The organism is Psychrobacter communis (assembly GCF_014836505.1).
GTDB lineage: Bacteria > Pseudomonadota > Gammaproteobacteria > Pseudomonadales > Moraxellaceae > Psychrobacter > Psychrobacter faecalis.
In genome coordinates, this window is sequence record NZ_JACSQR010000001.1 from 33,763 (window position 1) to 57,022 (window position 23,260).

Consider the following 23,260-nt stretch of genomic DNA (forward strand, 5'->3'; position numbering starts at 1 on the left):
GGGTGACGGGGTTCACTCTCGGTTCTAACAGAAACCGCCCTGCATATTCGCCTTACGGCTATTTTATTTTGCAGTGTCATCCCGTCATAGTCGTTTGACAAGCATTGAGGTGCTGCCATAAATATGAGGGTTTGCGCCCTTGATGCGCTTAAGTGCGCTTTAGGGGCTGTGCTTGAATAGTTAGAATGGATTTGAGAGTCCACTCCATTATCAGGCACAAAAAAAGCCAAAGGGTGACGGCTGGCATGACCGCTGTTAGAATTTGAGAGGACTCTATAGTAACGCTTGTTATCATCACTTGTAAAGCACTGGCTTTCACTATTATTAAAAGTCGAAAAATGGGTAACCTCCCCTGTTACATCATTTTTTTTGTTGCGTGGTTTGAGTCGATATTTAGTGAATCCTTCTGATTTAGCAGACATATTTGCAATGCTGCTACTAAAACTCGAATTTATGTCATATAGGCTCGAATTCTGTACTTTTACACTCGAATTCGTATCATTTAGACTCGAATTTGACCGGTGACGGGGTGTAAGCTTGATTCTAGTGTGATTGCTAATCATGGCTTGTTACCTCCACTGTTGGCAGTAATATAAGCCCGTCCATCTGTTCGCTTAAGATGGTTGCTAGTTCACTATTAGCGAGTAAGGCAGACCTTACAGCGACTATCACACCCCTGCTTGCGTCATCATCGGTCTTGATAGCATTAAGCGCCATTGATAGGCTTTCAGCATCGTTTGATAAGTCTTGTATGCGTTCATTAATGACAGACAGATAATAGCTATCTACTGCCACTAGGCGCGGTTCTAATATGTCGTTTGATTGGCTCATAGTTGTACCCCACTAGTGTCATTATCGGTTGGCTGGTCTATCCAATAACGCTTAAACCGTTTGCCGTTATTCTTTACCCATTCATCTTGAATAGTTATGCCTGAGCGTCTTAAATCGCTAATACGCTGTAAAAAGCACGTAATGTTATAAAGGTCGTATGCTTCATAAGTGGATAGGCTTTTGCCTGCTAGCATATGGTTAAGGATGATTTGCTTATATTTCTGCTTTGTTTGCCGTGTAGTAGTCATCTTTACGCCTCGCTAGCGGTTGAGGCATGAGATTTTAGCCACGCATGAATGTCTGCATAGCTCCATGCAGTCATAGTAGGACTTAGCTTCTTGCCCGCTGGGAAACGTCCATCTTTTGACCATTCAAAAAGGGTGGTTTTGCTAAATGGTAGAAATGGCAGAATATCTTTAGCCCTGCCCATGCCAGTAATAGGCAGTTGCATAACTGGTCTGTTTGCGGCGGTTGCTTCGGTATCGTTCGAGGTGTTATCAGAGAAAGGGATAACTGGTTTGTCTGTATTTGACATGCTTATAACTCCGTATAGTTGCCTTGTGCGTCATAACGGTGCGCTACGACTGATAAGGTTAGATTAGGGGTTATAAGGTGTTCAAAGTTCTATAGTAGATAGCAGGTTATCTATAGTAGATAACTTTCTTTATTTATAGACACAAAAAAACCACCCGTTAAGGTGGCTGTTATTGAGCGTTAAGTGATTAATTTTTGAGCTGTCTTTGTAATTGAAGCATACTTTTTAGACTATCCACGCTATCGGGATATTTCTTGGCAAATTCCATTACAGCGTGATTGTCGCTTAAATCAAGACTGCTCATTTCCTGCATAGCTTTCTCATGCTTTTTTCTAGCCTTGCGAGCGTCCCACGCTTTCCTCATGTTCTGCCCTTCTGCAAAACTATCGCCCCAACTGCTAGGGTCAATGACTGCTTGAGAGGCTCTTAGCGGCGCATCATTTGGCTGCACCCAAGATTGATCATGTACGTAAACATCGTATCGCTCAGCATGAGCTATAATTGCAAAGCCTGAGCATAATAGAGCTATAGCCAGTTTGTGCATAATCAATCCCTATATTTTGTTTGGTTTAAAAGTACTATAAACAAAAACCACAGTATCAGCAATTCTAATTACTGGCACCGGCACCCACTGCCGCGCCTGCCTGCCCTGTGCGCTGGGGTATCAATCCTAGTAGCTTCATTTGCTCATCAGTCAATCCTAAGCCGCTGCCCCTTGTTATGCCTGCCTGCCCATTCATGGCCTTTGCTGTGGCTGTTGCGGCTGCGCCTTTTTTGGACATATTAACCGCACCTGTTACGCCACCAGTTGCGATATTAGCAACGTGCCCTAGTCCTAGTGGTATCTTGCCCGCCCAACCTGCCACACCTACCAAGGCGTTAATCAGTGCGCTTGATGTGTTTGAGTGGTTCACATGAGCGCCTAGTGGTTGCTGCATCAAAATATCACTGACTTGTTTAATGTCATTGATACGGGCTATCTGCTGCGGGCTAAATAGTGCTTTCATGCGATTATCACCAAACGAGTTAATAGCCTTGTTAAGCTGTGCGGGACTGAATGCGCCATTATTGGCTTGCGTTGCTCTAGTCAAAAAGTGCTCTATCGTTTCCCCTTGTAAGTCGGCTAAGTTTTGCGTGCCCTCTGGTGTGCTCTTTAGGTCATCGACTAATCGCACAAGGTCGCGCTCATCAGCATTGAGCACATACTTTTTAAAGGCATCATCAGGGGCTTTATCGTCTAATGCCGCTTTTAACGCGGGGTTGCTTTCAATGTTTTGCATACGGCTGGCATGTGCACCCTTTGCACCTGTCCATGCTTCACTTGCCTGCATACCATCGACACTACCCAAGGCGTTCATTGTTTCGTCAACTTCTTTTGCTAGATGATCTTTAACCAGCCCCAAGGCGTAACGCTCGTTGCCGTCAGTTGTGGTCTTTAATCGCGCATTGAGCACCTTGTTTATTTCTTCCGACTTACCTAGTGTCAGTTGATAGTTAGGATCATCGAACATGCCTTTGAATATGCCGCGTATATCACCTTTTAGGAATGTGCCAAGCCCTTGCGCTTCCAATTCTTGACTGGCATTGTTAATAAAGCGCATGTGGTTCAATGGTACGTCATTGCCTGCGCTTGCCCTTGCATTGTCATACAAGCCGCTTACATTCGCCTTTGCTGCATCATCGCCCTGCTTAAGCGTTTGGAATGTCGATGCCATGCGCGTGTTGGTGTCTGTAGGCGTTGCGCCTGTTTCATCAGCTAATGACTGCCACTTACTAGCAATTTGCTCATTGTTGTTGATATGGACATTATTTAATGGGTTACCATCTTGTTTAGCAAGTTCGCGCTCAGCTGCCCATTCTTGTGGATTGCGTGATATTTGGGCGCGTGTGCCCTTAATACCGTTGTCATCAAGTAACGACTTACGGACGGCTGCGGCGGCATCAATCTGCTTAGACTTGCTTAGGTTTTTGGTGGCATCATTAACTAGGCGGTTTCGTGTCGCGGGCGTTACTCGAATACCAGTTTCAGTGATAGCATCATCAACTAGCTTGGTTGCTGCTGTAGCGGTACGACCTGATTTGTTCGCGCCGCGTCTTGCTACTTGCTTGCCTGCATAGCCTACGCCTTTGCCAACTGCTACGCCTGCCACGCCACCTGCCGCCCCACCTATTGCGCCAAGTGCTGTGTTGCCCACTTGTTCGGCTGTAGATTTGGAATGGCGTAGTGAGCCGTCTAATCCACCTATGGCGGCTTCACGACCTGCAAACGCTGCCAAGCCTTTAACCCCTGCTGACGGTGCGCCGCCCGCCACGTATAAAGGCGCTTTTGCGGCAATATCGCCTGTCAGTTCGCCTAAGTCTATGCCGCTGTAGTTCGCTTGGTCACGTAACTGGTTTTTACGTGCGTCCATTGCTTGTACGTCTTTATCGTAGTTTGCGCGGTTGTTGGTTGGTAGATTAGTGCCAGCCACGCTATTAATGCCGCCGTAGAGATTATCTACAAAGCTGTTATTAAGCTGTGCAACTTTACCGAACGACTTTGCAACACCAGTCATGGCGCTGTAGTTGGTACTTTTCACCTTGTCGGCGGCGGTAGCGTTTTTGTTCTTGGTTCGAGCTTTTGGGTCAACGGGCTTTGTACTTAATCCAAAATACGCGCCTAGTTCTTGCGTAGGTGACATGCCCGCAGCGCGTAAGGTTTTAACCATTTTTTGAGCGTCTTTACCTGCCTGCCCACCTAGATTGGTTATGCCTACTATGATTTTGGCATCAGGCGTGCCTTTTCGCTTCTCGGCTGCGACGTATGCTCTTATTTCTTTCTCTGTACCTGCCATGTTGCTACCTCTCTAAGTTATGCCAATGCTGCTTGCATTGACTATCAGGTAAGCGACGTTGCCGCTTTAACCCTAACTTAGATTAAGAGTTGCAGACCTTTCAAGGTTCTATAGTAGATACCAACTTATCTATAGTAGATAACATTGATTTAAATATTGAGTAGAATAGTAAGATTTTGATATTAAAAACCCTGCTCAGTGGCAGGGTAGTGTGTGGTTAAAACTCTATTTTATGGGTTTGATATTATTAACTCTTGTTAGCCATTTCCCTACTGCTTCATACTCCAATGGCAACCCATCATTCTGCAATATAGTAGTGATCTGTGCATTTAGAGAAGGCATGTTTTGGCTAGTGGGGTGTGAGTTATCAAACTTAGTGAGTTTAGCCATTGCATACATAATCCTATCTACCGTTTTATTTGATCTATGATGTACTTGCTTTAAATCATCACTTACTGGTCTAGCACTGTCTATTGTCTGACGTTTAAATTTTGCTATTTCTAATTTTGCATCTGCCAGCTGTTTCTCGAGTTCAGCTACTCGCTTTTTATAAACTGGATTCTCTTTGTCTAAGCTACTCGTATCACTTGCTAGATTGTCGTTAAAGCCAGTCATTATCCAGTTTTTGCTATGCAAGAATGACTTTAAATCATCACTATTAAGTTGCCCATCATCATCAAGTAGCAATCCACCCTTTTTGATACCTCCCTCAATAACTCCTAATGCAACTTCTAAATCATCATCACTACCGTTAAAGGCGGGGTGCAAGCCTGCGATTAAACAGCCTGCCTGGTGCGGTGTAAAGTAATCATAAAGCATCGTTAGGCGTTGACAATCGTTAGGCAAAATAGCACTTTCATGCTGCTTTGCTTTAATTAAGTCACCTATTGTTCTTTGCTTGAATGTAGAAACTGTTTTGATATGATTTGGCGGTGGCGGTGCTTTTGACTGTCGTGGGCCAATAGCCTCTATTTTAGAGGGATTACGTACCACATATTCATAGAATTTTGACACATCAGAGGATTTGAAATAAAACTCTTTGAAAGGCTTCATAGTTTCGTCTGAATAAATTATACCTACCTGTGTATCGTCCAAACATTCATAAAGGGACTCGATAACCCGAATTGAACTTCCGTATTTCGAAAGGCTAGTAGGTTTAATTGAAATGTAGTTAAAACCCTTCTTTTGGTATAACGCTAAACCAATAAACGAGTAATTATTACCTACATACTCTAAAATGTTTTTTAAAGGCACTTGAGGTCTAGCGTGCTTGTATAAAGCATTAACAAAATCTAAAACTGAAATATATTCGTCTTGCGCTTGGTTCACATATGCTTCTAAGCTCACAATTCACACCCCTACACCCTTAAATCAAAGTAGGTGCAAGGCAGTGACAGCATAAGGGTGTGAATAGCTGTCGTTCGGGTAATTAGTCCTAGCCTTGCATGGTCGTTATTACATGGCGTTACCCATGCTTTTGTATTTGTTGTTTAAAGCTTGCGTGTATGACGTTATCAATCTTGCCAGCGTAAGCATCATCAATAAATTTTGCCCATTGGTGCATCATATCTATTCTATATGGCAAGTGCTGCGCCCCATTATAGGCTGCACTGATTTTATTCTCTCTATCGTGTGCCAGTTGTAGCTCTATCGCTTCGTGCATATATTCCTGCTCATGTAGTGTGGTACTAGCAAGCCCTCTAAACCCGTGCCCCGTCATCTTGCCTTTATAGCCCATATTCCATAAAGCATTAATAAACGCGCTTTGACTGTATGGCTTACGGGTTGAGGTATTAAAGAAAACATATTGATCCGAAAAGCCTAGCTCTTTGATCTGCTTTAATATCGCTACTGCTTGCGGTGCTAGTGGCACAATATGCAAACGCCTAGCTTTCATCTTTTCAGCTGGGACAGTCCATAAGCCGCGATTAAAATCTATGTCCTGCCATTCCATAAAGCGCAATTCATTAGTGCGTACAAACGTATAGCATAAAAACCATAAGCCTAGTTTCACCAATACATCACCATCATAAGCATTGATGTCTTTTAATAGCTTAGGTAATTGCTGGCTAGTGATACGGCTATGATTGACGGTTTTGTGTGGCTTAATAGCTTCGGCTAGGTCGGTGGCTGGGTTATGTGTGGCTAGTCCATTGCGTATGGCGTGTTTGAATATCTGCCCTATCTCTCTAATAGTACGCCTTGCCATCTCATTAGCGCCGCGGCTCTCTACTGCTTTACCGATAGCCAATACATCAGGCGCAGTAATATCGTTTATGTTCTTTTGACCAATAGAGGGCTTAACATCGCGCATGTATGCGGAATAGTTACGGGAGAAGGTGCTTTCTGCTAGGTAGGTTTTGCGTTCTGCATACCATGACTGGGCTATGTTATCGAAAACATTTAAACCATCTTGGCTGGCTTGCTGCTCTTTCTTATGGTCTTTTGGGTTCACACCATCAGCTATTAAGCGTTTTATCTCAATATTGCGCTGGCGTGCATTTTGGAGGCTCATTACTGGATAAGTGCCAATAGTGAGGGTTTGCTGCTTACCTTGCCAACGGTAGGCGCTAATCCATGACTTAACGCCCGTGTAACGCACCCATAATTGCAGCCCGTTACCGTCACTGTGTTTGTCAGGTCGCTTTGTATCAATCGAGGTGCTACTGGGCTGTAGCTTATTGATAACGGTATGAGTTAAGGGCATTGGACTATCCTTTGTTGGTATTGAGCGCGTGTATAAACTCTAATACCAACAATAATACCAACATTCTATATGGGACGCCATACCCCTATATAACCCTCAATCCTTGAAAAACGCCCAAAATAAAGGGCTAACGGTCTATGACGGTCAGCCCTTTATCAATGTTTGGTGGAGATGGCGGGAGTTGAACCCGCGTCCGCCAGCATTACGCTCATGAATCTACATGTTTAGTTTCTGTCTTTAGTTTTAATCCGCACCGATCCGACAGTCAGGATGGATTGGACGATTCTCTACTTTTGAACCCAAGCAATTGAGACAATCACTTGTGGCGAGCCTACATGCGGACGCTTCAACTTAGTTGACCAACTGTAGGTGATCAGCAACCAAGTAAGCAGGGTTTAAGCTGCTAGAGCGTAAGTTTCGTCGTTTGCGACTATAACAATATATGTTTGATTAACGAGAGGACATACACTCTCGACATGCATCATTGAGTTTCATCACCAGCGTCGAAGCCAGAACATCCCCAATAAGACTGACTATTATATAGTACCTGCCCATCGGTTTTCAACCTAAACGCTTTCTGTATTACATTAAGTTACAGCTCAATTGTCTAAGCCAAAACTTTATTCATCCATTGGCCAATATTTTGAATCTGCGGCATACAAACTTGATGCGCCATCGGGTAGGTATGGTAAACGACACTATAGCCTTTCTCCGATAACAAATTTTGTGCTTGTTCGCCTAGAACCACAGGCACCACAGGGTCATGCGTACCGTGTTCAATCAATATCGGCATGTCTTTGTTAGCGGCGTTATAGTTGATATGGTCATTGGTCGCCAGATAGGTAGACAGCGCCATCAGCCCTGCTAAGCGCTGTGGATAGCCAAGTGCCACATGATACGCCACTGCCCCGCCCTGCGAAAATCCCGCAATGACAATATGCTCCGGCTTAACACCGCGCTCGATTTCACGAGCAATCAAGTCATGGATTTGCTGAGAAGATTCTTCGATTTGAGCGATATCGACTTTACGTTCAAGGCTCATTTCTAAGATGTCATACCATGCGGGCATGACCATACCACCATTCACCGTCACTGGACGATTAGGCGCATGCGGAAAGATAAAACGTACTGCCATGTCATCCGCAAGACCTAACTGTGGAACAACTGGCTCAAAGTCATGACCGCTAGCACCCAAACCATGCAGCCAAATGACGGCTCGGTCAATCACTTTGTTTGTAGGATTATGTTCAACAATCACAGCATCTAAATAGTTACTCATGTTTTTAAGTTCCTTTAACTGATAAATAAAACCAGATTTGTTTCTTTGATTAATCAAGATATATCGTATTCAATGAGAGTTTATAACTTACCTACTTAACTTTTTAGGCATGCATAAAAAAACCCTCTAACGTATCTAATAGAACAGCAGTAGATGCGACAAAGGGCAAATAAACGGATGGTAGAAAATCTAAGTAATCGACTGCACTGGCAGCTTAACATCGGCATTTTGACCACGATGGCGCAGATAGTGATCGAGTAACACAATCGCTAGCATCGCTTCAGCGATGGGGGTCGCGCGCACACCCACGCAAGGGTCATGGCGCCCTTTAGTTAGCATCTCAATCGCTTCACCCTCTGTATTGATACTCTTGCCAACTGTCGTAATACTAGAAGTTGGTTTCAGAGCAATACTAACGCGGATATCTTGGCCTGATGAGATACCACCCAAGATACCACCTGCATGATTGGCGGTAAAACCATCAGGGGTCATCTCATCACGTGAGCGATGACCAAACTGTCCAGCTACCGCCATACCATCACCAACTTCAACGCCTTTAACGGCATTGATACTCATCATCGCATGGGCAATATCCGCATCTAAACGGTCAAAGACAGGCTCGCCCAATCCGACGGGCACGCCGCTTGCGATAATCTCTAACCTCGCACCACAGCTCGTGCCTTCACGGCGCAAGCTGTCTATCAAAACCTCAAAGCGGCTGACTGCATCGGCGTCTGCACAAAAAAACGGATTGCTATTGACAAAATCCCAATCGATTTGACTAGCATCTAGCACTTGACTGTATTCCGAGCCAATTTGGGTAACATGACCGCGTACTTGCACGCCTAAGCGCTCATGCAAATATTTTTTAGCGATGGCACCTGCCGCCACCCGCATGGCCGTTTCGCGCGCAGATGAACGACCGCCGCCGCGGTAATCACGAAAGCCGTATTTCATACTATAGGTATAATCGGCATGACCGGGGCGAAAAGTATCTTTTATCTCACTATAATCTTTTGATTTTTGATTGGTGTTACGAATCAAAAGCCCAATCGATGTGCCCGTCGTTTTACCTTCAAATACCCCAGAGATAATCTCGACTTCATCAGACTCACGGCGCTGGGTCGAGTATTTAGACGTCCCAGGTTTACGGCGATCCAAATCTATCTGCAAATCTGCTTCGCATAATTCTAAACCTGGCGGAACGCCATCGACGATAGCCATCAGGCCTGCACCATGCGACTCACCGCACGTCGTTACGGTGAAAACCTGTCCAATACTATTGCCAGCCATATTTATCCTTAAACAAATGAAGTCGATTTTTTAATTGCCGTTTTTTAATTGCTGTTTTTAATTTATTGTCAGTGTCAATTTTACTTTATTGATTACCATCTAATAATTGCACATAAGCGGCGAATAATTGACGATGAGTCATAAGCTCGTCATAGGTAATAGCAAAAATACCATGACCACCGTGAGCGAATTTCAACCAATCAAATTGGATTTCAGGATACGCTTGCTTTAACGCCCATTCACTATCGCCGACTTCACAGACCAGCAAGCCCTCAGGGCTCAGATAATCTGGCGCTTCAAACAAGATACGATGTACCAAATCCAGTCCGTCCTGACCGGCAGCGAGCGCATGTTCTGGCTCATATAAAAACTCTGGTGGCAAATCGGCCATAATCGCGGCATCGACATACGGAGGATTGGTAACGATTAGCTCATATTGATGCTCAGCAGGAATCTTGGCAAATAAGTCAGACTCAATCACATTAACTTGATGACTTAAGTCATGATGATCGACATTGACCATCGCAACTTCTAGCGCTCCTTTATCAATATCAACCGCATCGACTAAGGCATCAACAAAGCGGGTGGCAAGCGCAATAGCGATACAACCAGAACCGGTACATAAATCCAAAATACGCTCAGGCTGCGCCAACTGCTTAATCTCTAAACCATGGTCAAAGAAGGCGGCAGCTTGATTGTTCATGCTCATACCAAGCGGCTTTGCCAACTCATTAACATCGAAGTACGGATGGAACTGCTGACGAATCAGCTCGGCGATTGGTGAGCGTGGAATTAGGACGCGCTCATCGACATAAAAAGGCAGGTCGCAGAAATACGATAAATTAATGAGATAACTTAGCGGCTTACGCTCAGCGATACGCTCTTCTAATAAGCCCAGTACCTGCTGCTTCTCTGAAGTGGTTAAACGGCAATCGAGAATCTGATCATTGGCTGCCCAATCTAAGGACAGCGTGTGCAACACAATCGCCGACGCTTCGGCAAATTCATCCGTCGTCCCTTGAGCGACGACCACGTCATAGTTGCGCAGCTGCGTGACCGCAAAACGAATAAAATCACGAATACTGACCAGTTGCTCACGCGCTTCTGCAAGCTCGGCACGCAGATTGGCAAACTCATCATCTTCACCAAGCAGACCTGACTCCAAATCGTAGGTCATCTCATCCTCTAAGCCTTGCGACTCATCAGCAAAGTACTGATTTTGAAACTCTTCTGCGCTCATGGTTTGGTCTTCTGACATATCACACCTTACTGATTGCACGCGTATCGACGACATGCGGATGGGTTAAATCGCTGACTTTTAACAGCCGATTTATTAAATAAAAACTTGTCATACATTATAGACGTAAACCTTGCGCTGCGCCAATGACTGTGTTTTTTAGCGCAAAAAGCTACCGCAAATAAATAAGGCAACTTTTATGATAGGTAAATGTATCATTAACCTCTTATCACTCTAGCATTTAACGATAAAGCAAATAAACAAGACCCTAACCAAATGTGAATGCTGTTTGATAACTAGCATGACTAAATTATTTCCCAACTGTAGTGAATACGTCAACTGTTGACGTTTAGCAAGCCCTAAACGAAAAAAGATGTGTCAAAAGTTTGCGAAGCGTCCAAATTATGCGCATAATAGCCGCATTAGTTATAACCATAAGTAAGCCAATATGATGAAAATAAAGCCCCTTATCACCGCTATATCTATTGCGATTGTTAGTGCCAGTGTCAGCGCTGTTGCTGTACCTGCCGACAATACGCGCACTCTACCAGTACGTAAAGCTGACTCAATGCCTACTATTGCTCAGCCTAGTATGGCGAAAAAAGTCAGTCTTAACGTGCAAGAAAACCGCAGCAGTTCACTCGATAGTCGTGCGCCCGCCGTAGCCACGCCTGCTTTAAAGCCTAAATCGCCTGATCGTATGACGCAGCTGATTGATGAAAAACAGGAAGCTGACGAAGACGACAATGACGCGCAACAAGCAGATGAGCAACAAAGCGTCAGCGCCGACAATATGAGCGTCGAAGAGCTAGCGCGTAAAGATGTACAGTCTGATAGCACCGATGACATCAGTGATGGCCAAGCTGTTGCCGCTCCTAGTGCAGCAGTAGCAAATAACCGCCCAGCCGATACTTCTATCAAAAGTATCGAAGATGTCGATGGTAAAAAATATACCACGCTAAACCTGTCTAATTACGCCAAACAAGTCAACGGTGCCACTTGGACACCGAACATGAAGGTCAACTCCGCAATGACCATCAAAATGCAAGCGTTATTGGATTGGAATCACGCTTCACCGGGCGCTATCGATGGCGGCTGGGGTATGAACAGTAAAAAAGCACTGATTAACTTCCAAACCATGAAAGGCTTGCCTGCGACTGGTAAAATGGATCAAAAAACGTGGGACGCTTTGAATAAAAACATCCCAGCCAATAAGCCAGTGCTAGTGACTTATACCATCACCGAAGATGATGTGAAAACCAACTTTGCTACTACGCCTGCTGGTGCAGAAGCCAAATCGAAAATGAAAGGCTTGTATTATCAGGACATCAAAGAGATGTTAGGTGAGCGCTTCCATATGGATGTGCGCTATTTAGACAAGTTAAATAAAAACAAACAGTATAAAGCTGGCGAAACCATCACCGTTTTAAATACGCGCGATCCACTCAAACAGCGGATTAATCGCGTCGTTGCCAATAAAGCCGACAAAACCCTTTATGCTTATAACGGTGATAAACTGGTCGCCACTTATCCAACAACAGTCGGAAGTGATGCGACACCTTCACCGCAAGGCACGTTTAAAATCATTAATAAAGTAAAAATGCCGTGGTATAAAGCGACCGTTGGTAAAGGGTCAGACAAACAAGTACATATGCTACCACCAGGTCCAAACAGCCCTGTCGGTGTGGTATGGATGGGCTTGTCTAAGCCATCTTATGGTCTACATGGCTCACCGAAACCTGAAGGTATCAGCCGCCAAGCATCCGCTGGTTGCGTCCGTTTGACAAACTGGGATGTGTTAGAGGTATATGCCAATATCGAAAATGGCGCCACCGTTGAGTTAAAATAGTTGTTATTAATGAAAACGCATAACAACACATCATAAGCAATAAAAAAACAGCTCCTTTTTAGGGGCTGTTTTTTATTTTATATAAAGTCTAAAGCTAAGCCGCCTTTCTTTATTTTTAATTTTTATGGTGGCGGGCTTTTGAAACTGCTAGCTTTTGAAATAGCCAGCTTTTGAAATAACTCAGCTTTAAAGTCGTAGCTTTGTAGCCCTAGGCTTTATGACTTTCCTTACCCGTGATACTTCCCACTTTTTTGGTAAAAAATAAGGCAGCAGGAATGGATACAATGATCCCTGCGGCAACCGCCATTTGGATGTGCGGGATTTGGTTAAATCCTGTGACCAAAGCGGCAATCATTAATACACCGACGGTCACGGTTGCGGCTATTGAATAGATGACAGAAAATAGTGGCCAGTTCATGATGTATTCCTCATTTATTGTGTGGGTATAACACCTTTATACACCAAATCCACACAAATAGTAAGCCTTTTCTTATAGACCCACAGCCCATTTATAGCAAGTGATTCATATTAAAAGCCATATTATAATTATTGATTTGTACTTGGCATTTTTCTCTTGAAAATATAGCTAAACTATCCGCTTATCTGTCTTTTATCTCCCTCTATTTAGGCACAAGAAATTTACACGCTATTGGACATTTATCATTACAATAGTAGACCTTCTGCTTTCTTTAGTTTTAGAGTTCTTGTCGTTCTCTATACTCTGAACTGCCACTTTTATCTTCTAACCTCATTTTTTAATAAAGTTTTCTTCTATGACCTCCTCTCACGCTGACACTTCTAAAGACTCATTACCTATGAATCACCCTAAAAACGATGCTGAGTTTGCAGATAAACGTAATGTTGGCAATATCGACAACGAGGCTGTTATCGAAGAACAGACGCATAGCGAAAATAACAATGAGGAAGAACGAGCAACAGCGTCAAAAGATGCGCAAGTGCCTGAGGCAACCATCAAAATGGAAACGGTGGCACCCGATGTGGTGGTTGCTTCCTTAGAAACGCCGGAAGACGTTGACGACTCTCAACCTGTTGATGAATTTACAAATAATAATTCAGACATTGAATTTACCGATACAGCGGAAGCGTTTTTTCAGGAGAAGGATAAGGATAAAACTGAGGTCAACGCCGCCGCAAATAAAACTATCTCTAATCAAAACCATGCAAAAGACACAGAAACTCAAAAATTAGTAGTTGAAGAAAAACGGCAAGAGAATGTAAAACAAAACCTAAATAGCTTAGATATAGATAACATCAACGATAAAAAAGATAACAAACAAAATAAGCAGGAAGTTAATAAGGCTGAAAACACACGCCAAACCGCTAATAAGGCTTTGGAAGGCGACAACCACGTAAATATAGATAATCTAGAAGATATCGAAGATGAAGAGATCAAAGAGAAAAAAGAAGCCAAACTTGAGTCTTATAAGCAGTTTGTCGCCGAGCAATTCAGTAATAAAAAAGTAGACTATCCAGAAGTACGGGTCCGGATTGAGGCCAACGCCCTGCCGAGTAAAATGTATTTTGTGATGAATATCCTCTCGGCTATCATCGCAAGCTATGGTTTGGTGACCAATTCGGCAGCGGTGGTTATCGGCGCGATGCTAGTAGCAATGATGCTCGGTCCTATCACTGGTGTGGCGTTGGCGATTATTGACCACCGTATGCCGCTATTGCGAAAATCACTTATTACGGTATTTCTTGGCATCTCTTTGGTGGTGTTGGTCGGTTTCATCGTTGGTTGGCTACATAAAGATCAACCACTTACTGTCGAGATATTATCGCGCACCCAGCCAACTTCGATGGATTTGATGATTGCCTTAGCTGGTGGTACGGCAGGTGCTTATGCCATGGTTTCGCCGCACTTGTCGGTCGCTGTGGTTGGGGTCGCCGTGGCTACGGCATTGGTGCCACCGCTTGCCGCCAGTGGGATATTATTTGCCAATGGTGAGATGCAAATGGGACTTGGCGCGCTGCTATTGGCCTTGACCAATATTATCGCCATTCAATTTACCAACGCTTTGGTATTATGGCTACTAGGTTTTCGCCGCTTGGTCGATGATGATTATAAATCAAGTACTTATTGGACCTTTTTACGGCGTAATGCGGTGACGTTATTGTTGTTAGGCGTTTTAGGGACCTATTTAACCATCAACCTACAAACCAACGCCAAGCAGCAAGGGTTTGAAAGTAGCGTCAAAGAGACGATTAATAGCTACTTTAGCGACAAGGGTAACGTGCTGACCAATACCCAATTCGATAAAGACACTTCCCATCAAGTCGTGCGCGCGGTGATTCGCGGCGAGACTACCCCTACCTTTTATGACGTCCGCCAAATTGAGGCGATTATTAGCAAAGATATGGCGGAACACTTTCCCGACTATTTACCCATTAAGCTACAGCTACGCTATATGCCCGTGCAGGTGATTGAATCACACCCACTTATTCAAGATAAACTCGATAAAACCGATGTGACCGTTTTAACCAACTGATGTGTTTGACGGTTTAATTTATCCTAGTCACTTAATACAAGCGCTTGCTTAATAAAGAAAATTAAGCCTTATTTCCACTGCGTTTGCTGATGAATCTTCAACACGCTTGGTACGTTTGTGCTAAAATCGCTTGCAAAATTATTTTACTTATTCTATTTAATAAAACCATTCGTCAGTAAGGAGCCGCTGTGAGCCAGCCACATCAAACAGCCGATATTCGTCAAGCTTTTATCGATTTTTTTATAAGCAAGCAGCACACCCCCGTCGCCTCATCGAGCTTGATTCCCTACAATGACCCGACATTGCTATTTACCAATGCCGGTATGAATCAGTTTAAAGAGACCTTTTTGGGTATGGAGCCGCGCGACTATACGCGTGCGGTGAGCTCACAAAAATGCGTCCGTGCCGGCGGTAAGCACAACGATTTGGATAATGTCGGTTATACGGCGCGCCATCATACGTTTTTTGAGATGCTCGGCAACTTCTCGTTTGGCGATTATTTTAAGCAAGCAGGTATTGCTTATATTTGGGAATTTTTAACTTCCGATGAATGGTTGGCAATTGATAAAGATCGCTTGTATGTGACCATTTATGAAACTGATGATGAAGCCTTTGATATTTGGCATAAAGACATTGGCCTACCTAGTGAGCGCATCATCCGTATTGGTGATAATAAAGGCGCACCGTACGCCTCTGATAACTTTTGGACCATGGGTGATACCGGTCCTTGCGGTCCTTGTACCGAAGTTTTTTATGACCATGGCCCTGATATCGAAGGCGGATTGCCGGGTACGCCAGAAGAAGATGGTGACCGCTATATCGAGATTTGGAACTGCGTCTTTATGCAGTTTAACCGTCAAAAAGACGGTACCATGCTGCCGCTACCTGCGCCGAGCGTCGATACTGGCATGGGGCTTGAGCGTATTAGCGCCATCATGCAGGGCGTCCATGGCAACTATGAAATAGATTTATTTATCCATCTAATGGATGCGGCGGCTAAGATTTTAGGTATTAAAAACGAGCAACAATCCTCATTAAAAGTCATCGCCGACCATATTCGTGCCGTGGCCTTTTTGATTGCTGATGGCGTAACCCCAAGTAACGAAGGGCGTGGTTATGTACTGCGCCGTATCATTCGCCGTGCCGTACGTCATGGCAATAAACTTGGCGCGGACAGTGAATTCTTTTATAAAATGGTCGCGCCTTTGGTTACTGAGATGGGCGACGCCTATCCCGAGCTAAAAGACAAACAAAGCGCGATTGAAAACGCCATTCAAAAAGAAGAAGCCCAATTTGCCAAAACCTTAGCACAAGGGTTACGCTTGCTTGCCAGCGAGCTTGAAGGCTTACAAGACGGCGATACTCTCTCTGGTGAAGCAGCATTTAAACTTTATGATACTTATGGTTTTCCCGTTGATTTGACCGCTGATATCACCCGTGAGCGCGGTATTGTGATTGATGAAGCAGAATTCGATGAGCACATGCAAGCACAGCGTGAACGTGCGCGTGATGCGGGCAAATTCGACGTTGATTATAGTAGTGTCATTCAAGTAGACAATCCAACGACCTTTGTCGGCTACGAACAGCTTGAAGAAGATGGCGTGACCATTCATGCGCTTTATCAAGACGGCAATCCAGCCGAGAGCTTGGCTGAAGGCATGGAAGGCGTTATTGTCCTTGACCGTACCCCATTTTATGCTGAAGGCGGTGGTCAGGTTGGCGAGCTGGGTGAGATTCGCACAGCGACAGGTGTTTTTGAAGTGCAAGACACCAAAAAATCTGGCCAAGCCATTATCCATTATGGTGTGGTCACTATGGGCGAAATTAACGCTCAGCAAACGGCTGATGCACAAGTATTATCAAGCATTCGTGCGGCGAGTGCCAAAAACCACTCGGCGACGCATTTATTGCATGCGGCATTAAGAGAAGTACTGGGCGATGCAGTCACACAAAAAGGCTCATTAGTCTCAAGCGAGGTACTGCGTTTTGACTTTTCTTATGACAAACCGGTTAGCGCTGCTGAAATCAGCCGTATCGAACGTCTTGTCAATGAGCAAATTCAAGCCAACACCCCTGCTCGTATCGAGCATATGTCTATCGATGAAGCGATGAAACAAGGTGCGATGGCGTTATTCGGCGAAAAATATGGTAATGACGTCCGTGTCTTGACCATGGGTACCGACAGTATCGTTGATGGTCAGCGTAAGCCGTTTTCTATTGAGCTGTGCGGCGGTCTTCACGTACAGCGTACTGGCGATATTGGGGTATTAAAAATCACCAGTGAATCAGGTATTGCTGCGGGTATTCGCCGTATTGAAGCGGTCACTGGGATGAATGCCATTAAAAACATGCAGCAAAGCGAGCAGCAACTGAGCGAGCTTGCAGCTCAGCTAAAAGTCAAACGTCCAGAAGTTGCACAGCGTGTGCGCACCATGGCAGATAAGCAGCGTGATTTGGAAAAACAACTAGAACGCTTAGAGCAAAAAATTGCTAGCGCCCAAGCGGCAAACTTGCTTGATGACGTGCAGACAATCGCTGGTACATCGGTACTTATTAGCACCTTAAGCGGTGTTGATGGCAAATCGATCCGTACCCTAATAGACGATGTAAAATCAAAACTGCCGTACAGCGTGATTGTGTTAATTGGTGATAAAGACGAGCAACTGGCACTGGCGGCAAGCGTTGATAAATCGCTAACCGATCGCGTCAAAGCGGGCGACATTATTCGTCATTTGGCAAGCGAGCTTGGTGGTAAAGGCGGCGGTAAGCCTGATTATGCCCAAGGTGGTGCGCCAAAATCTGCCAATACCAATGCCGTTATCAGTGCACTGAGCGCTTGGGTTGCAGAAAAGCTGGCGTAAATAGTAGGAATATAGGGGATTGGTTATAACGGTTATAACCAATCGCCATATATCTAATTCTTGCTAGCACTTAAAGTTATACGGCTAATATGGTATAAAGTAGCACGCTTAACGACTGTCAGCATATCAAGTGTATGAGTATAAACAGTAAAACAGCAGAGCAAATAAAGGGCGCAATTTTTATAATTCGGCTTTATCGTTATTAAAATGAATCTTGCACTGTCATGGCAGACCGCGCCATGATGGATTGATGTCGACAAGTAACAGATGGCCATTGGTGAATAATAGGTAGATTTTTATGGCGTTAATAGTACAAAAATACGGCGGCACCTCGATGGGCAGTATCGACCGCATCAAAAATGTCGCCAAACGAGTCAAACGTTGGCATGACAACGGTCATCAAGTGATCGTAGTTGTGTCTGCCATGAGCGGTGAAACCAACCGTTTGATTGATTTAGCACGCCAAATCAGCAGCCAACCTGATCCACGCGAATACGACCAAATGGTCTCAACGGGCGAACAGGTTTCTATCTCTTTACTGGCGATGGCGATTAAAGAGCTCGGTATTGGCGCCCGTTCATTCACCGGTCGCCAAGTCGCCATTAAAACCGATAGTGCCCACACCAAAGCGCGTATCGAAAGCATCGATGATAAAAACATCCGTGAGCAACTAGATGCGGGCAACATTGTCATCGTGGCAGGTTTCCAAGGTATCGATGAAGAAGGTAACGCCACAACCTTAGGTCGCGGCGGCTCGGATACCACAGGTGTTGCCATTGCCGCAGCCTTGGGCGCTGATGAATGCCAAATCTATACCGATGTCGATGGCGTTTATACCACTGACCCACGCGTGACCTCAAAAGCCAAAAAACTTGAAAAGATTACCTTTGAAGAAATGCTTGAAATGGCAAGCCTTGGCTCTAAGATTTTACAGATTCGCTCAGTAGAGTTTGCTGGCAAATACGGCGTACCTCTGCGCGTATTATCTAGCTTTGATGAAAACAACGATGGTAGCTTCGACCAAGATTTTCAAGACAATGTCGGCACCCTAATTACGATAGACGAAGGAGACAACATGGAACAAGCAATCATCTCAGGTATCGCTTTTAATCGCGACGAAGCAAAGATCGTCGTGCGCGGTGTACCCGATCATCCTGGTATCGCCTCTGCCATCCTAAGCCCTATCGGTCGCGCCAATATCGAAATCGATATGATCGTTCAAAACCTATCAACCAATGGCACTACTGACTTTACCTTTACTGTCAACCGTACAGACATGGATAAAACCATGAAAGTGCTAGAAAACGAAGTCAAAGATGAGATTGGTGCCAAAGAAATATTGGCCAACAACGAAGTAGTAAAAGTGTCATTGGTTGGTGTTGGTATGCGCTCGCATGCAGGTGTTGCCAGCCTTATGTTCCAGACTTTGGCTGAAAACAACATCAATATCCAAATGATATCGACCAGTGAAATCAAAGTCTCTGTGCTTATTCAAGAGCAGCATTTAGAAAAAGCCGTGAAATCATTGCATACCGCCTTTGGTCTTGACCGCGAAGACGGCGACAGCACAATCGCTGGGTTATAATATTTAAAAGCTATATATTAAATCACTGTAAGATACTTCTGGTTTAATAATGATGGGTTAAGTAGCGATTATTTTTTAGTAAAATTTCGATTAAATAGAGTCTTTTTAGGCTCTATTTTCTTTTATTACTATTGCTCAGGTAAGTATATACCTAATAGTTTTGTGAAAATCCGTGACAGTATCTGTTATGCCCCCTATAATGGGGCTTTCATTTGGGCTAAATGAATTTATCTATCATTACCGCTATGAGTACTAGGTGACGCAGAGTTTTTATAATGACTGCTCTGCCTATTTAGTACTAGAGTAATGTCCTGTAATTGAGACGCAATCTGATGAGTAATAATCTGTTGATGCGACATAAGGAGTGTGACGCATGTTAATTTTGACACGCCGCGTGGGCGAAACGCTAATGATTGGCGATGAAGTCAGTGTGACTGTCCTAGGCGTTAAAGGCAATCAAGTACGAATCGGCGTCAATGCGCCAAAAGATATAGCGGTACACCGTGAAGAGATTTATCAGCGTATTCAGCATGAACGCACGGTACAATCGCAAATGCAACATCTTGAGCAAGGCAGCTTTGCACCTTCATTCGATGATGAAGACTATTTTAACCGCTAAGTTGATCGCTTGTTCGTTAACTAACTATCAATAATTATTGGGCATAAATTAAGCACCCTATTTTTGCTTTCTAATCTGCTCTGAGGTCATGTATTTATGAGTATCCGTCAATCAGATGTATCGGCTCTACTTAATGGTTTGAATAAAAAAGCCATTGGATTCAATGATGTCATCAGCTTTATTGATGATTTTTATCGTTATGCGCCAGCGCCTTTTGTTAATGGTATGCTGCACAATGCAGCGGGCGAAAACGAAGGCAGCGCCAAGATTTTTGGTTTTGCTAAGCACCATGGTCTAAATCAATTGGACACGCTAAAGTTGTTCGGTGAGCATTACGCCAAGGTACAAGCAACGCCAAAGGGTACCGACCATGCCAATATCCGCAATTTTTTACATTGGGGCTGGCAAGGATTTTTGATGGAAAAAAATCCATTAACGCCGCGTCCAAGTGTTGATACTAGCGCGCTGTAGTTTTCTATTTTTGCTAACTATCTATTTTAAAAGTATTAAAAAAGCCACGCTATACAATTAGCGTGGCTTTTTTCTGTTTACTGCTTTCAATTTAGTGCTTTTGGCTTAATGCTGCTTAGCCGCTTACTTGTCTCAATTAACTGCGATAAAGCTGCTGCTTATTTATTATGAAATTTAACAGGTTGTACTGCCCCTTTAGGATTGGGCATGTTGGGATAATGATGCTCGTGCTCGACATCACATTCCGCGCCCACGACAGAGCCATCGTCTCGCACAGGTTTATGAATATAACCGGTACGCTCGGCTGGCGGCAGATGCTCATGCTCCCATACCATCACCGCTTGCATACAAGTTTCGCGCTGCTCAGGCGTCAGCTTACGACCATCCGGCCATTTACCCAGCTCAATGGCTTGGCGAAACTTTTCTACCACTTCTGGTGTGACACTTGCTAATATCGTTTGTTTATCCATCGTACCTACTCTCCACGACTATTTTATAATCCAGTACTGTTTTGAGAAATCTAGCACTGCATTTATTCTTCTATAATATCATCATCGATATCCATACTGAATTCTTCGGCATGGACGTTCCAGTGTAATTTGGTGCGGCAGGCTTCATAAAAATCAAACCCTGGCGGATGAAGCAAGGTCAGCTTATCAGGATGTTTGCGAATATACAGACGCTGCTCTTGGTCGAGCGCGATACTCGGCTTGCCGTCGGCGCTAACTTGTGGCTGGGTGCGGTTATCTTCATGAATACGAATACAAATCTCGCTGGTGCCACTCACTACAATCGGGCGACTGGACAAGGTATGCGGATGCATCGGCACCAAACAAATGGCATCCATACTCGGATGAATAATCGGACCACCGCCAGAGAGCGCATAAGCAGTAGAACCCGTCGGCGTCGCCACAATAAGTCCATCACTATGCTGACGATAGACATCGTGCCCGTCAATTTTCATCTGAAAATCAATCATGTGCACCGATTTACCCGCATGCAGCACTACATCGTTGAGCGCCATATCTTCATGAATGATTTTTCGCCCTTCACGAATCTCCATGGTCAGCAAAAACCTGTGGTCTAATTGATAATCGCCCATCAATACTTGGCGTAGTTTAAAGGCCGCTTCATTGGGTTTCACATCGGCCAAAAACCCCAAACGACCACGGTTGACTCCTAGAACTGGCACCCGATAGCGCGCCAATGCTTCGGCGGCATGCAATATCGAACCATCGCCGCCTACTACGATGACTAAATCGCAAATCTCACCAATCAAGCTACGTTTGACGATTTTAACTTTTTCAATTTCAGTGAGGTTCAAAGTAGGCAAATTGGCCGTCTGCACATCCATAATTAATGTCAGATTCATCTCATTGATGGTATTGGCAATCTGTACCAAACTTTGGGTCACGCTGCGTTTTCCGGCGCGGCCCATCAAACCAATGCGCCTAAACGCTGGGTTTTTGATGGCATGAAACAGCTCTGATTCATGTAAGTGCGGCAATCGGGCGGACTGCGCTGAGTTTTCCATAAAACGACTCGGCATAACGATAAAATACAGTGCAATGATAACGAGAAATCAGCGCTTAGACTAGCATGTTTATGAAGTTTCGTTGTTAACTGTCGTAATTGGCCCCATATACCCTCTATCATACGCCACTTTTAAGCGTATTTGTTTTGCTACTCACTACCGCTTTATATGTCGATATTCCCTAGTTAATTAAGGCTCGATAGCCATGTGATGCCTTGCATGCGCTCACGTAAACACAGTTGACAATAATGGCGGTTTTGCTAAAGTAGCTGGCATCTTAGTTATTTATATTTTAAAAAGGACAACTTTATGGCAAATCCTATTGTCAGTCGCGCAGAGCTTGCCGTTGGCGGCGCGCCGATGACGGTAAAGGGTGTGATTCAAAAAACCAGTTTATTGCTTGGACTATCGGCGATTACGGGTATTGGATTTTTCTTTTATGCGTTAATGGCAGGCCTATCACAAGGCTTTATCACCATGGCCGCTTTTGGTAGTATGTTTGCCGCCTTTGGTCTTGCTATTTTTATTACCTTTAAGCCGCAAAAAGCCAAAACCTTTGCCGTACCTTATGCGTTATTGGAAGGTATCTTTTTAGGTGGTATCTCGCTATTTTTTATGCGCATGTACCCAAGCGTGCCTGTCACTGCGATGTGTGCGACCTTTGTCACCGCAGCGGTCATGCTAGGCCTGTATCGCTCAGGTTTGGTTAAAGTCACTGAGAAATTCCGCTCAATCGTCACCTCAGCATTGATTGCTATCATGTTGGTTTATGTGGCGCAGTGGGTGCTATCTTTAGCGTTCGGCTCGAGCTTACCTTTCTTATTCGAAGGTGGCGCTATCGCTATCGGCTTTAGCTTATTTGTGATTGTTATCGCCTCTTTTACGCTGCTATTGGACTTTGATAATATCGATCGCGGTGTGGCGATGGGCGTATCAGAAGACTACGAATGGTTATTTAGTATCGGTATTCTTGCGACGCTAGTGTGGATGTATATCGAATTTATGCGTCTGCTAAGTTACCTGCAAGACTAATCTAAACCCTGTTTAGCCGTTATTTAAAATAATTAAAATAAAAAAAACCGTCTTTATAAAGACGGTTTTTTGTGGGTAATTTT

19 protein-coding genes, 1 other RNA gene and 1 pseudogene are annotated in these 23,260 nt (G+C 44.3%); 7 read left to right on the top strand and 14 right to left on the bottom strand.

Translation table 11 applies throughout. From position 1 onward, the window contains the following. Positions 1–555 precede the first annotated feature (555 nt). From H9653_RS00145 to prmB, 11 genes are all read right to left on the bottom strand, one after another. Positions 556–831 carry a hypothetical protein gene (locus H9653_RS00145; protein ID WP_191689623.1) on the bottom strand — a complete coding sequence of 92 codons (276 nt, stop codon included), beginning with the start codon at positions 829–831 and terminating at the stop codon, positions 556–558. Continuing rightward, positions 828–1,079 carry a helix-turn-helix domain-containing protein gene (locus H9653_RS00150; RefSeq protein ID WP_191689625.1) on the bottom strand — a complete coding sequence of 84 codons (252 nt, stop codon included), beginning with the start codon at positions 1,077–1,079 and terminating at the stop codon, positions 828–830. The genes H9653_RS00145 and H9653_RS00150 overlap by 4 nt, the downstream gene beginning before the upstream one ends. Before the next feature lie 2 nt (positions 1,080–1,081). Then, a complete protein-coding gene (locus H9653_RS00155; RefSeq protein ID WP_225211532.1) occupies positions 1,082–1,366 on the bottom strand; it encodes a helix-turn-helix transcriptional regulator in 285 nt (94 codons plus the stop codon). Positions 1,367–1,553: 187 nt separating this feature from the next. Then, entirely contained in the window at positions 1,554–1,910 is a 357-nt protein-coding gene (locus H9653_RS00160) for a hypothetical protein (RefSeq protein WP_191689627.1), read from the bottom strand. A 64-nt stretch (positions 1,911–1,974) separates the two neighbouring features. After that, a complete protein-coding gene (locus tag H9653_RS00165) occupies positions 1,975–4,200 on the bottom strand; it encodes a hypothetical protein (protein ID WP_191689628.1) in 2,226 nt (741 codons plus the stop codon). Between the two features lie 225 nt (positions 4,201–4,425). After that, complete coding sequence (locus H9653_RS00170; protein ID WP_191689630.1) at positions 4,426–5,547, bottom strand: hypothetical protein; 1,122 nt, start codon at positions 5,545–5,547, stop codon at positions 4,426–4,428. Positions 5,548–5,665: 118 nt separating this feature from the next. After that, the gene (locus H9653_RS00175) at positions 5,666–6,907 is read right to left on the bottom strand and encodes a tyrosine-type recombinase/integrase (RefSeq protein ID WP_191689632.1); all 1,242 of its coding nucleotides are present in this window, start codon (positions 6,905–6,907) and stop codon (positions 5,666–5,668) included. Positions 6,908–7,070: 163 nt separating this feature from the next. Continuing rightward, positions 7,071–7,429: a transfer-messenger RNA gene (gene ssrA / locus H9653_RS00180) on the bottom strand. Positions 7,430–7,514: 85 nt separating this feature from the next. Beyond that, the gene (locus H9653_RS00185; protein ID WP_068404444.1) at positions 7,515–8,186 is read right to left on the bottom strand and encodes an alpha/beta hydrolase; all 672 of its coding nucleotides are present in this window, start codon (positions 8,184–8,186) and stop codon (positions 7,515–7,517) included. Between the two features lie 189 nt (positions 8,187–8,375). Beyond that, positions 8,376–9,479, bottom strand: a complete 1,104-nt coding sequence (gene aroC / locus H9653_RS00190) for a chorismate synthase (protein ID WP_191689634.1) — start codon at positions 9,477–9,479, stop codon at positions 8,376–8,378. An 85-nt stretch (positions 9,480–9,564) separates the two neighbouring features. After that, a complete protein-coding gene (gene prmB / locus H9653_RS00195; protein WP_191689636.1) occupies positions 9,565–10,737 on the bottom strand; it encodes a 50S ribosomal protein L3 N(5)-glutamine methyltransferase in 1,173 nt (390 codons plus the stop codon). Between the two features lie 427 nt (positions 10,738–11,164). Between prmB and H9653_RS00200 the strand changes: the two genes are divergently transcribed. Continuing rightward, on the top strand, positions 11,165–12,565 hold the full coding sequence (locus H9653_RS00200; RefSeq protein WP_191689637.1) for a L,D-transpeptidase family protein: 1,401 nt from the start codon (positions 11,165–11,167) through the stop codon (positions 12,563–12,565). Between the two features lie 208 nt (positions 12,566–12,773). Here H9653_RS00200 and H9653_RS00205 read toward each other — a convergent pair whose 3' ends face one another. Continuing rightward, positions 12,774–12,983, bottom strand: coding sequence for a hypothetical protein (locus H9653_RS00205; RefSeq protein ID WP_144296491.1), 210 nt, complete (start codon positions 12,981–12,983; stop codon positions 12,774–12,776). A 355-nt stretch (positions 12,984–13,338) separates the two neighbouring features. Between H9653_RS00205 and H9653_RS00210 the strand changes: the two genes are divergently transcribed. The 5 genes and pseudogenes from H9653_RS00210 to H9653_RS00230 all read left to right on the top strand — a co-directional run bounded on the left by H9653_RS00210 (position 13,339) and on the right by H9653_RS00230 (position 20,611). Further along, on the top strand, positions 13,339–15,075 hold the full coding sequence (locus H9653_RS00210) for a DUF389 domain-containing protein (protein ID WP_191689638.1): 1,737 nt from the start codon (positions 13,339–13,341) through the stop codon (positions 15,073–15,075). 188 nt (positions 15,076–15,263) lie between these two features. Then, complete coding sequence (alaS, locus tag H9653_RS00215) at positions 15,264–17,936, top strand: alanine--tRNA ligase (protein WP_191689639.1); 2,673 nt, start codon at positions 15,264–15,266, stop codon at positions 17,934–17,936. Positions 17,937–18,234: 298 nt separating this feature from the next. Continuing rightward, positions 18,235–19,521, top strand: a complete 1,287-nt coding sequence (locus tag H9653_RS00220) for an aspartate kinase (protein ID WP_068404454.1) — start codon at positions 18,235–18,237, stop codon at positions 19,519–19,521. A gap of 373 nt (positions 19,522–19,894) precedes the next feature. Continuing rightward, positions 19,895–20,062, top strand: a pseudogene (gene csrA / locus H9653_RS00225) (carbon storage regulator CsrA); the annotation flags it as partial. Between the two features lie 174 nt (positions 20,063–20,236). Continuing rightward, positions 20,237–20,611, top strand: a complete 375-nt coding sequence (locus H9653_RS00230; RefSeq protein WP_068404458.1) for a HopJ type III effector protein — start codon at positions 20,237–20,239, stop codon at positions 20,609–20,611. Between the two features lie 158 nt (positions 20,612–20,769). On the opposite strand, the gene H9653_RS00235 is transcribed toward H9653_RS00230, so the two are convergent. Continuing rightward, the gene (locus H9653_RS00235; RefSeq protein WP_068404460.1) at positions 20,770–21,081 is read right to left on the bottom strand and encodes a YeaC family protein; all 312 of its coding nucleotides are present in this window, start codon (positions 21,079–21,081) and stop codon (positions 20,770–20,772) included. 62 nt (positions 21,082–21,143) lie between these two features. Beyond that, a complete protein-coding gene (locus tag H9653_RS00240; protein ID WP_068404461.1) occupies positions 21,144–22,145 on the bottom strand; it encodes an NAD(+) kinase in 1,002 nt (333 codons plus the stop codon). Positions 22,146–22,454: 309 nt separating this feature from the next. Here H9653_RS00240 and H9653_RS00245 point away from each other — a divergent pair, with 309 nt between their 5' ends. Then, positions 22,455–23,177, top strand: a complete 723-nt coding sequence (locus H9653_RS00245) for a Bax inhibitor-1/YccA family protein (RefSeq protein ID WP_011280732.1) — start codon at positions 22,455–22,457, stop codon at positions 23,175–23,177. Positions 23,178–23,260: the final 83 nt, after the last annotated feature.

Coding starts and splice junctions, on each gene's coding strand:
- H9653_RS00240 (WP_068404461.1), bottom strand. CDS start 22,145: ATGGAAAACTCAGCGCAGTCCGCCCGATTGCCGCACTTACATGAATCA.
- H9653_RS00205 (WP_144296491.1), bottom strand. CDS start 12,983: ATGAACTGGCCACTATTTTCTGTCATCTATTCAATAGCCGCAACCGTG.
- H9653_RS00230 (WP_068404458.1), top strand. CDS start 20,237: ATGAGTATCCGTCAATCAGATGTATCGGCTCTACTTAATGGTTTGAAT.
- H9653_RS00235 (WP_068404460.1), bottom strand. CDS start 21,081: ATGGATAAACAAACGATATTAGCAAGTGTCACACCAGAAGTGGTAGAA.
- H9653_RS00145 (WP_191689623.1), bottom strand. CDS start 831: ATGAGCCAATCAAACGACATATTAGAACCGCGCCTAGTGGCAGTAGAT.
- H9653_RS00155 (WP_225211532.1), bottom strand. CDS start 1,366: ATGTCAAATACAGACAAACCAGTTATCCCTTTCTCTGATAACACCTCG.
- H9653_RS00160 (WP_191689627.1), bottom strand. CDS start 1,910: ATGCACAAACTGGCTATAGCTCTATTATGCTCAGGCTTTGCAATTATA.
- H9653_RS00210 (WP_191689638.1), top strand. CDS start 13,339: ATGACCTCCTCTCACGCTGACACTTCTAAAGACTCATTACCTATGAAT.
- H9653_RS00150 (WP_191689625.1), bottom strand. CDS start 1,079: ATGACTACTACACGGCAAACAAAGCAGAAATATAAGCAAATCATCCTT.
- prmB (WP_191689636.1), bottom strand. CDS start 10,737: ATGTCAGAAGACCAAACCATGAGCGCAGAAGAGTTTCAAAATCAGTAC.
- aroC (WP_191689634.1), bottom strand. CDS start 9,479: ATGGCTGGCAATAGTATTGGACAGGTTTTCACCGTAACGACGTGCGGT.
- H9653_RS00245 (WP_011280732.1), top strand. CDS start 22,455: ATGGCAAATCCTATTGTCAGTCGCGCAGAGCTTGCCGTTGGCGGCGCG.
- H9653_RS00220 (WP_068404454.1), top strand. CDS start 18,235: ATGGCGTTAATAGTACAAAAATACGGCGGCACCTCGATGGGCAGTATC.
- H9653_RS00165 (WP_191689628.1), bottom strand. CDS start 4,200: ATGGCAGGTACAGAGAAAGAAATAAGAGCATACGTCGCAGCCGAGAAG.
- H9653_RS00175 (WP_191689632.1), bottom strand. CDS start 6,907: ATGCCCTTAACTCATACCGTTATCAATAAGCTACAGCCCAGTAGCACC.
- H9653_RS00200 (WP_191689637.1), top strand. CDS start 11,165: ATGATGAAAATAAAGCCCCTTATCACCGCTATATCTATTGCGATTGTT.
- H9653_RS00185 (WP_068404444.1), bottom strand. CDS start 8,186: ATGAGTAACTATTTAGATGCTGTGATTGTTGAACATAATCCTACAAAC.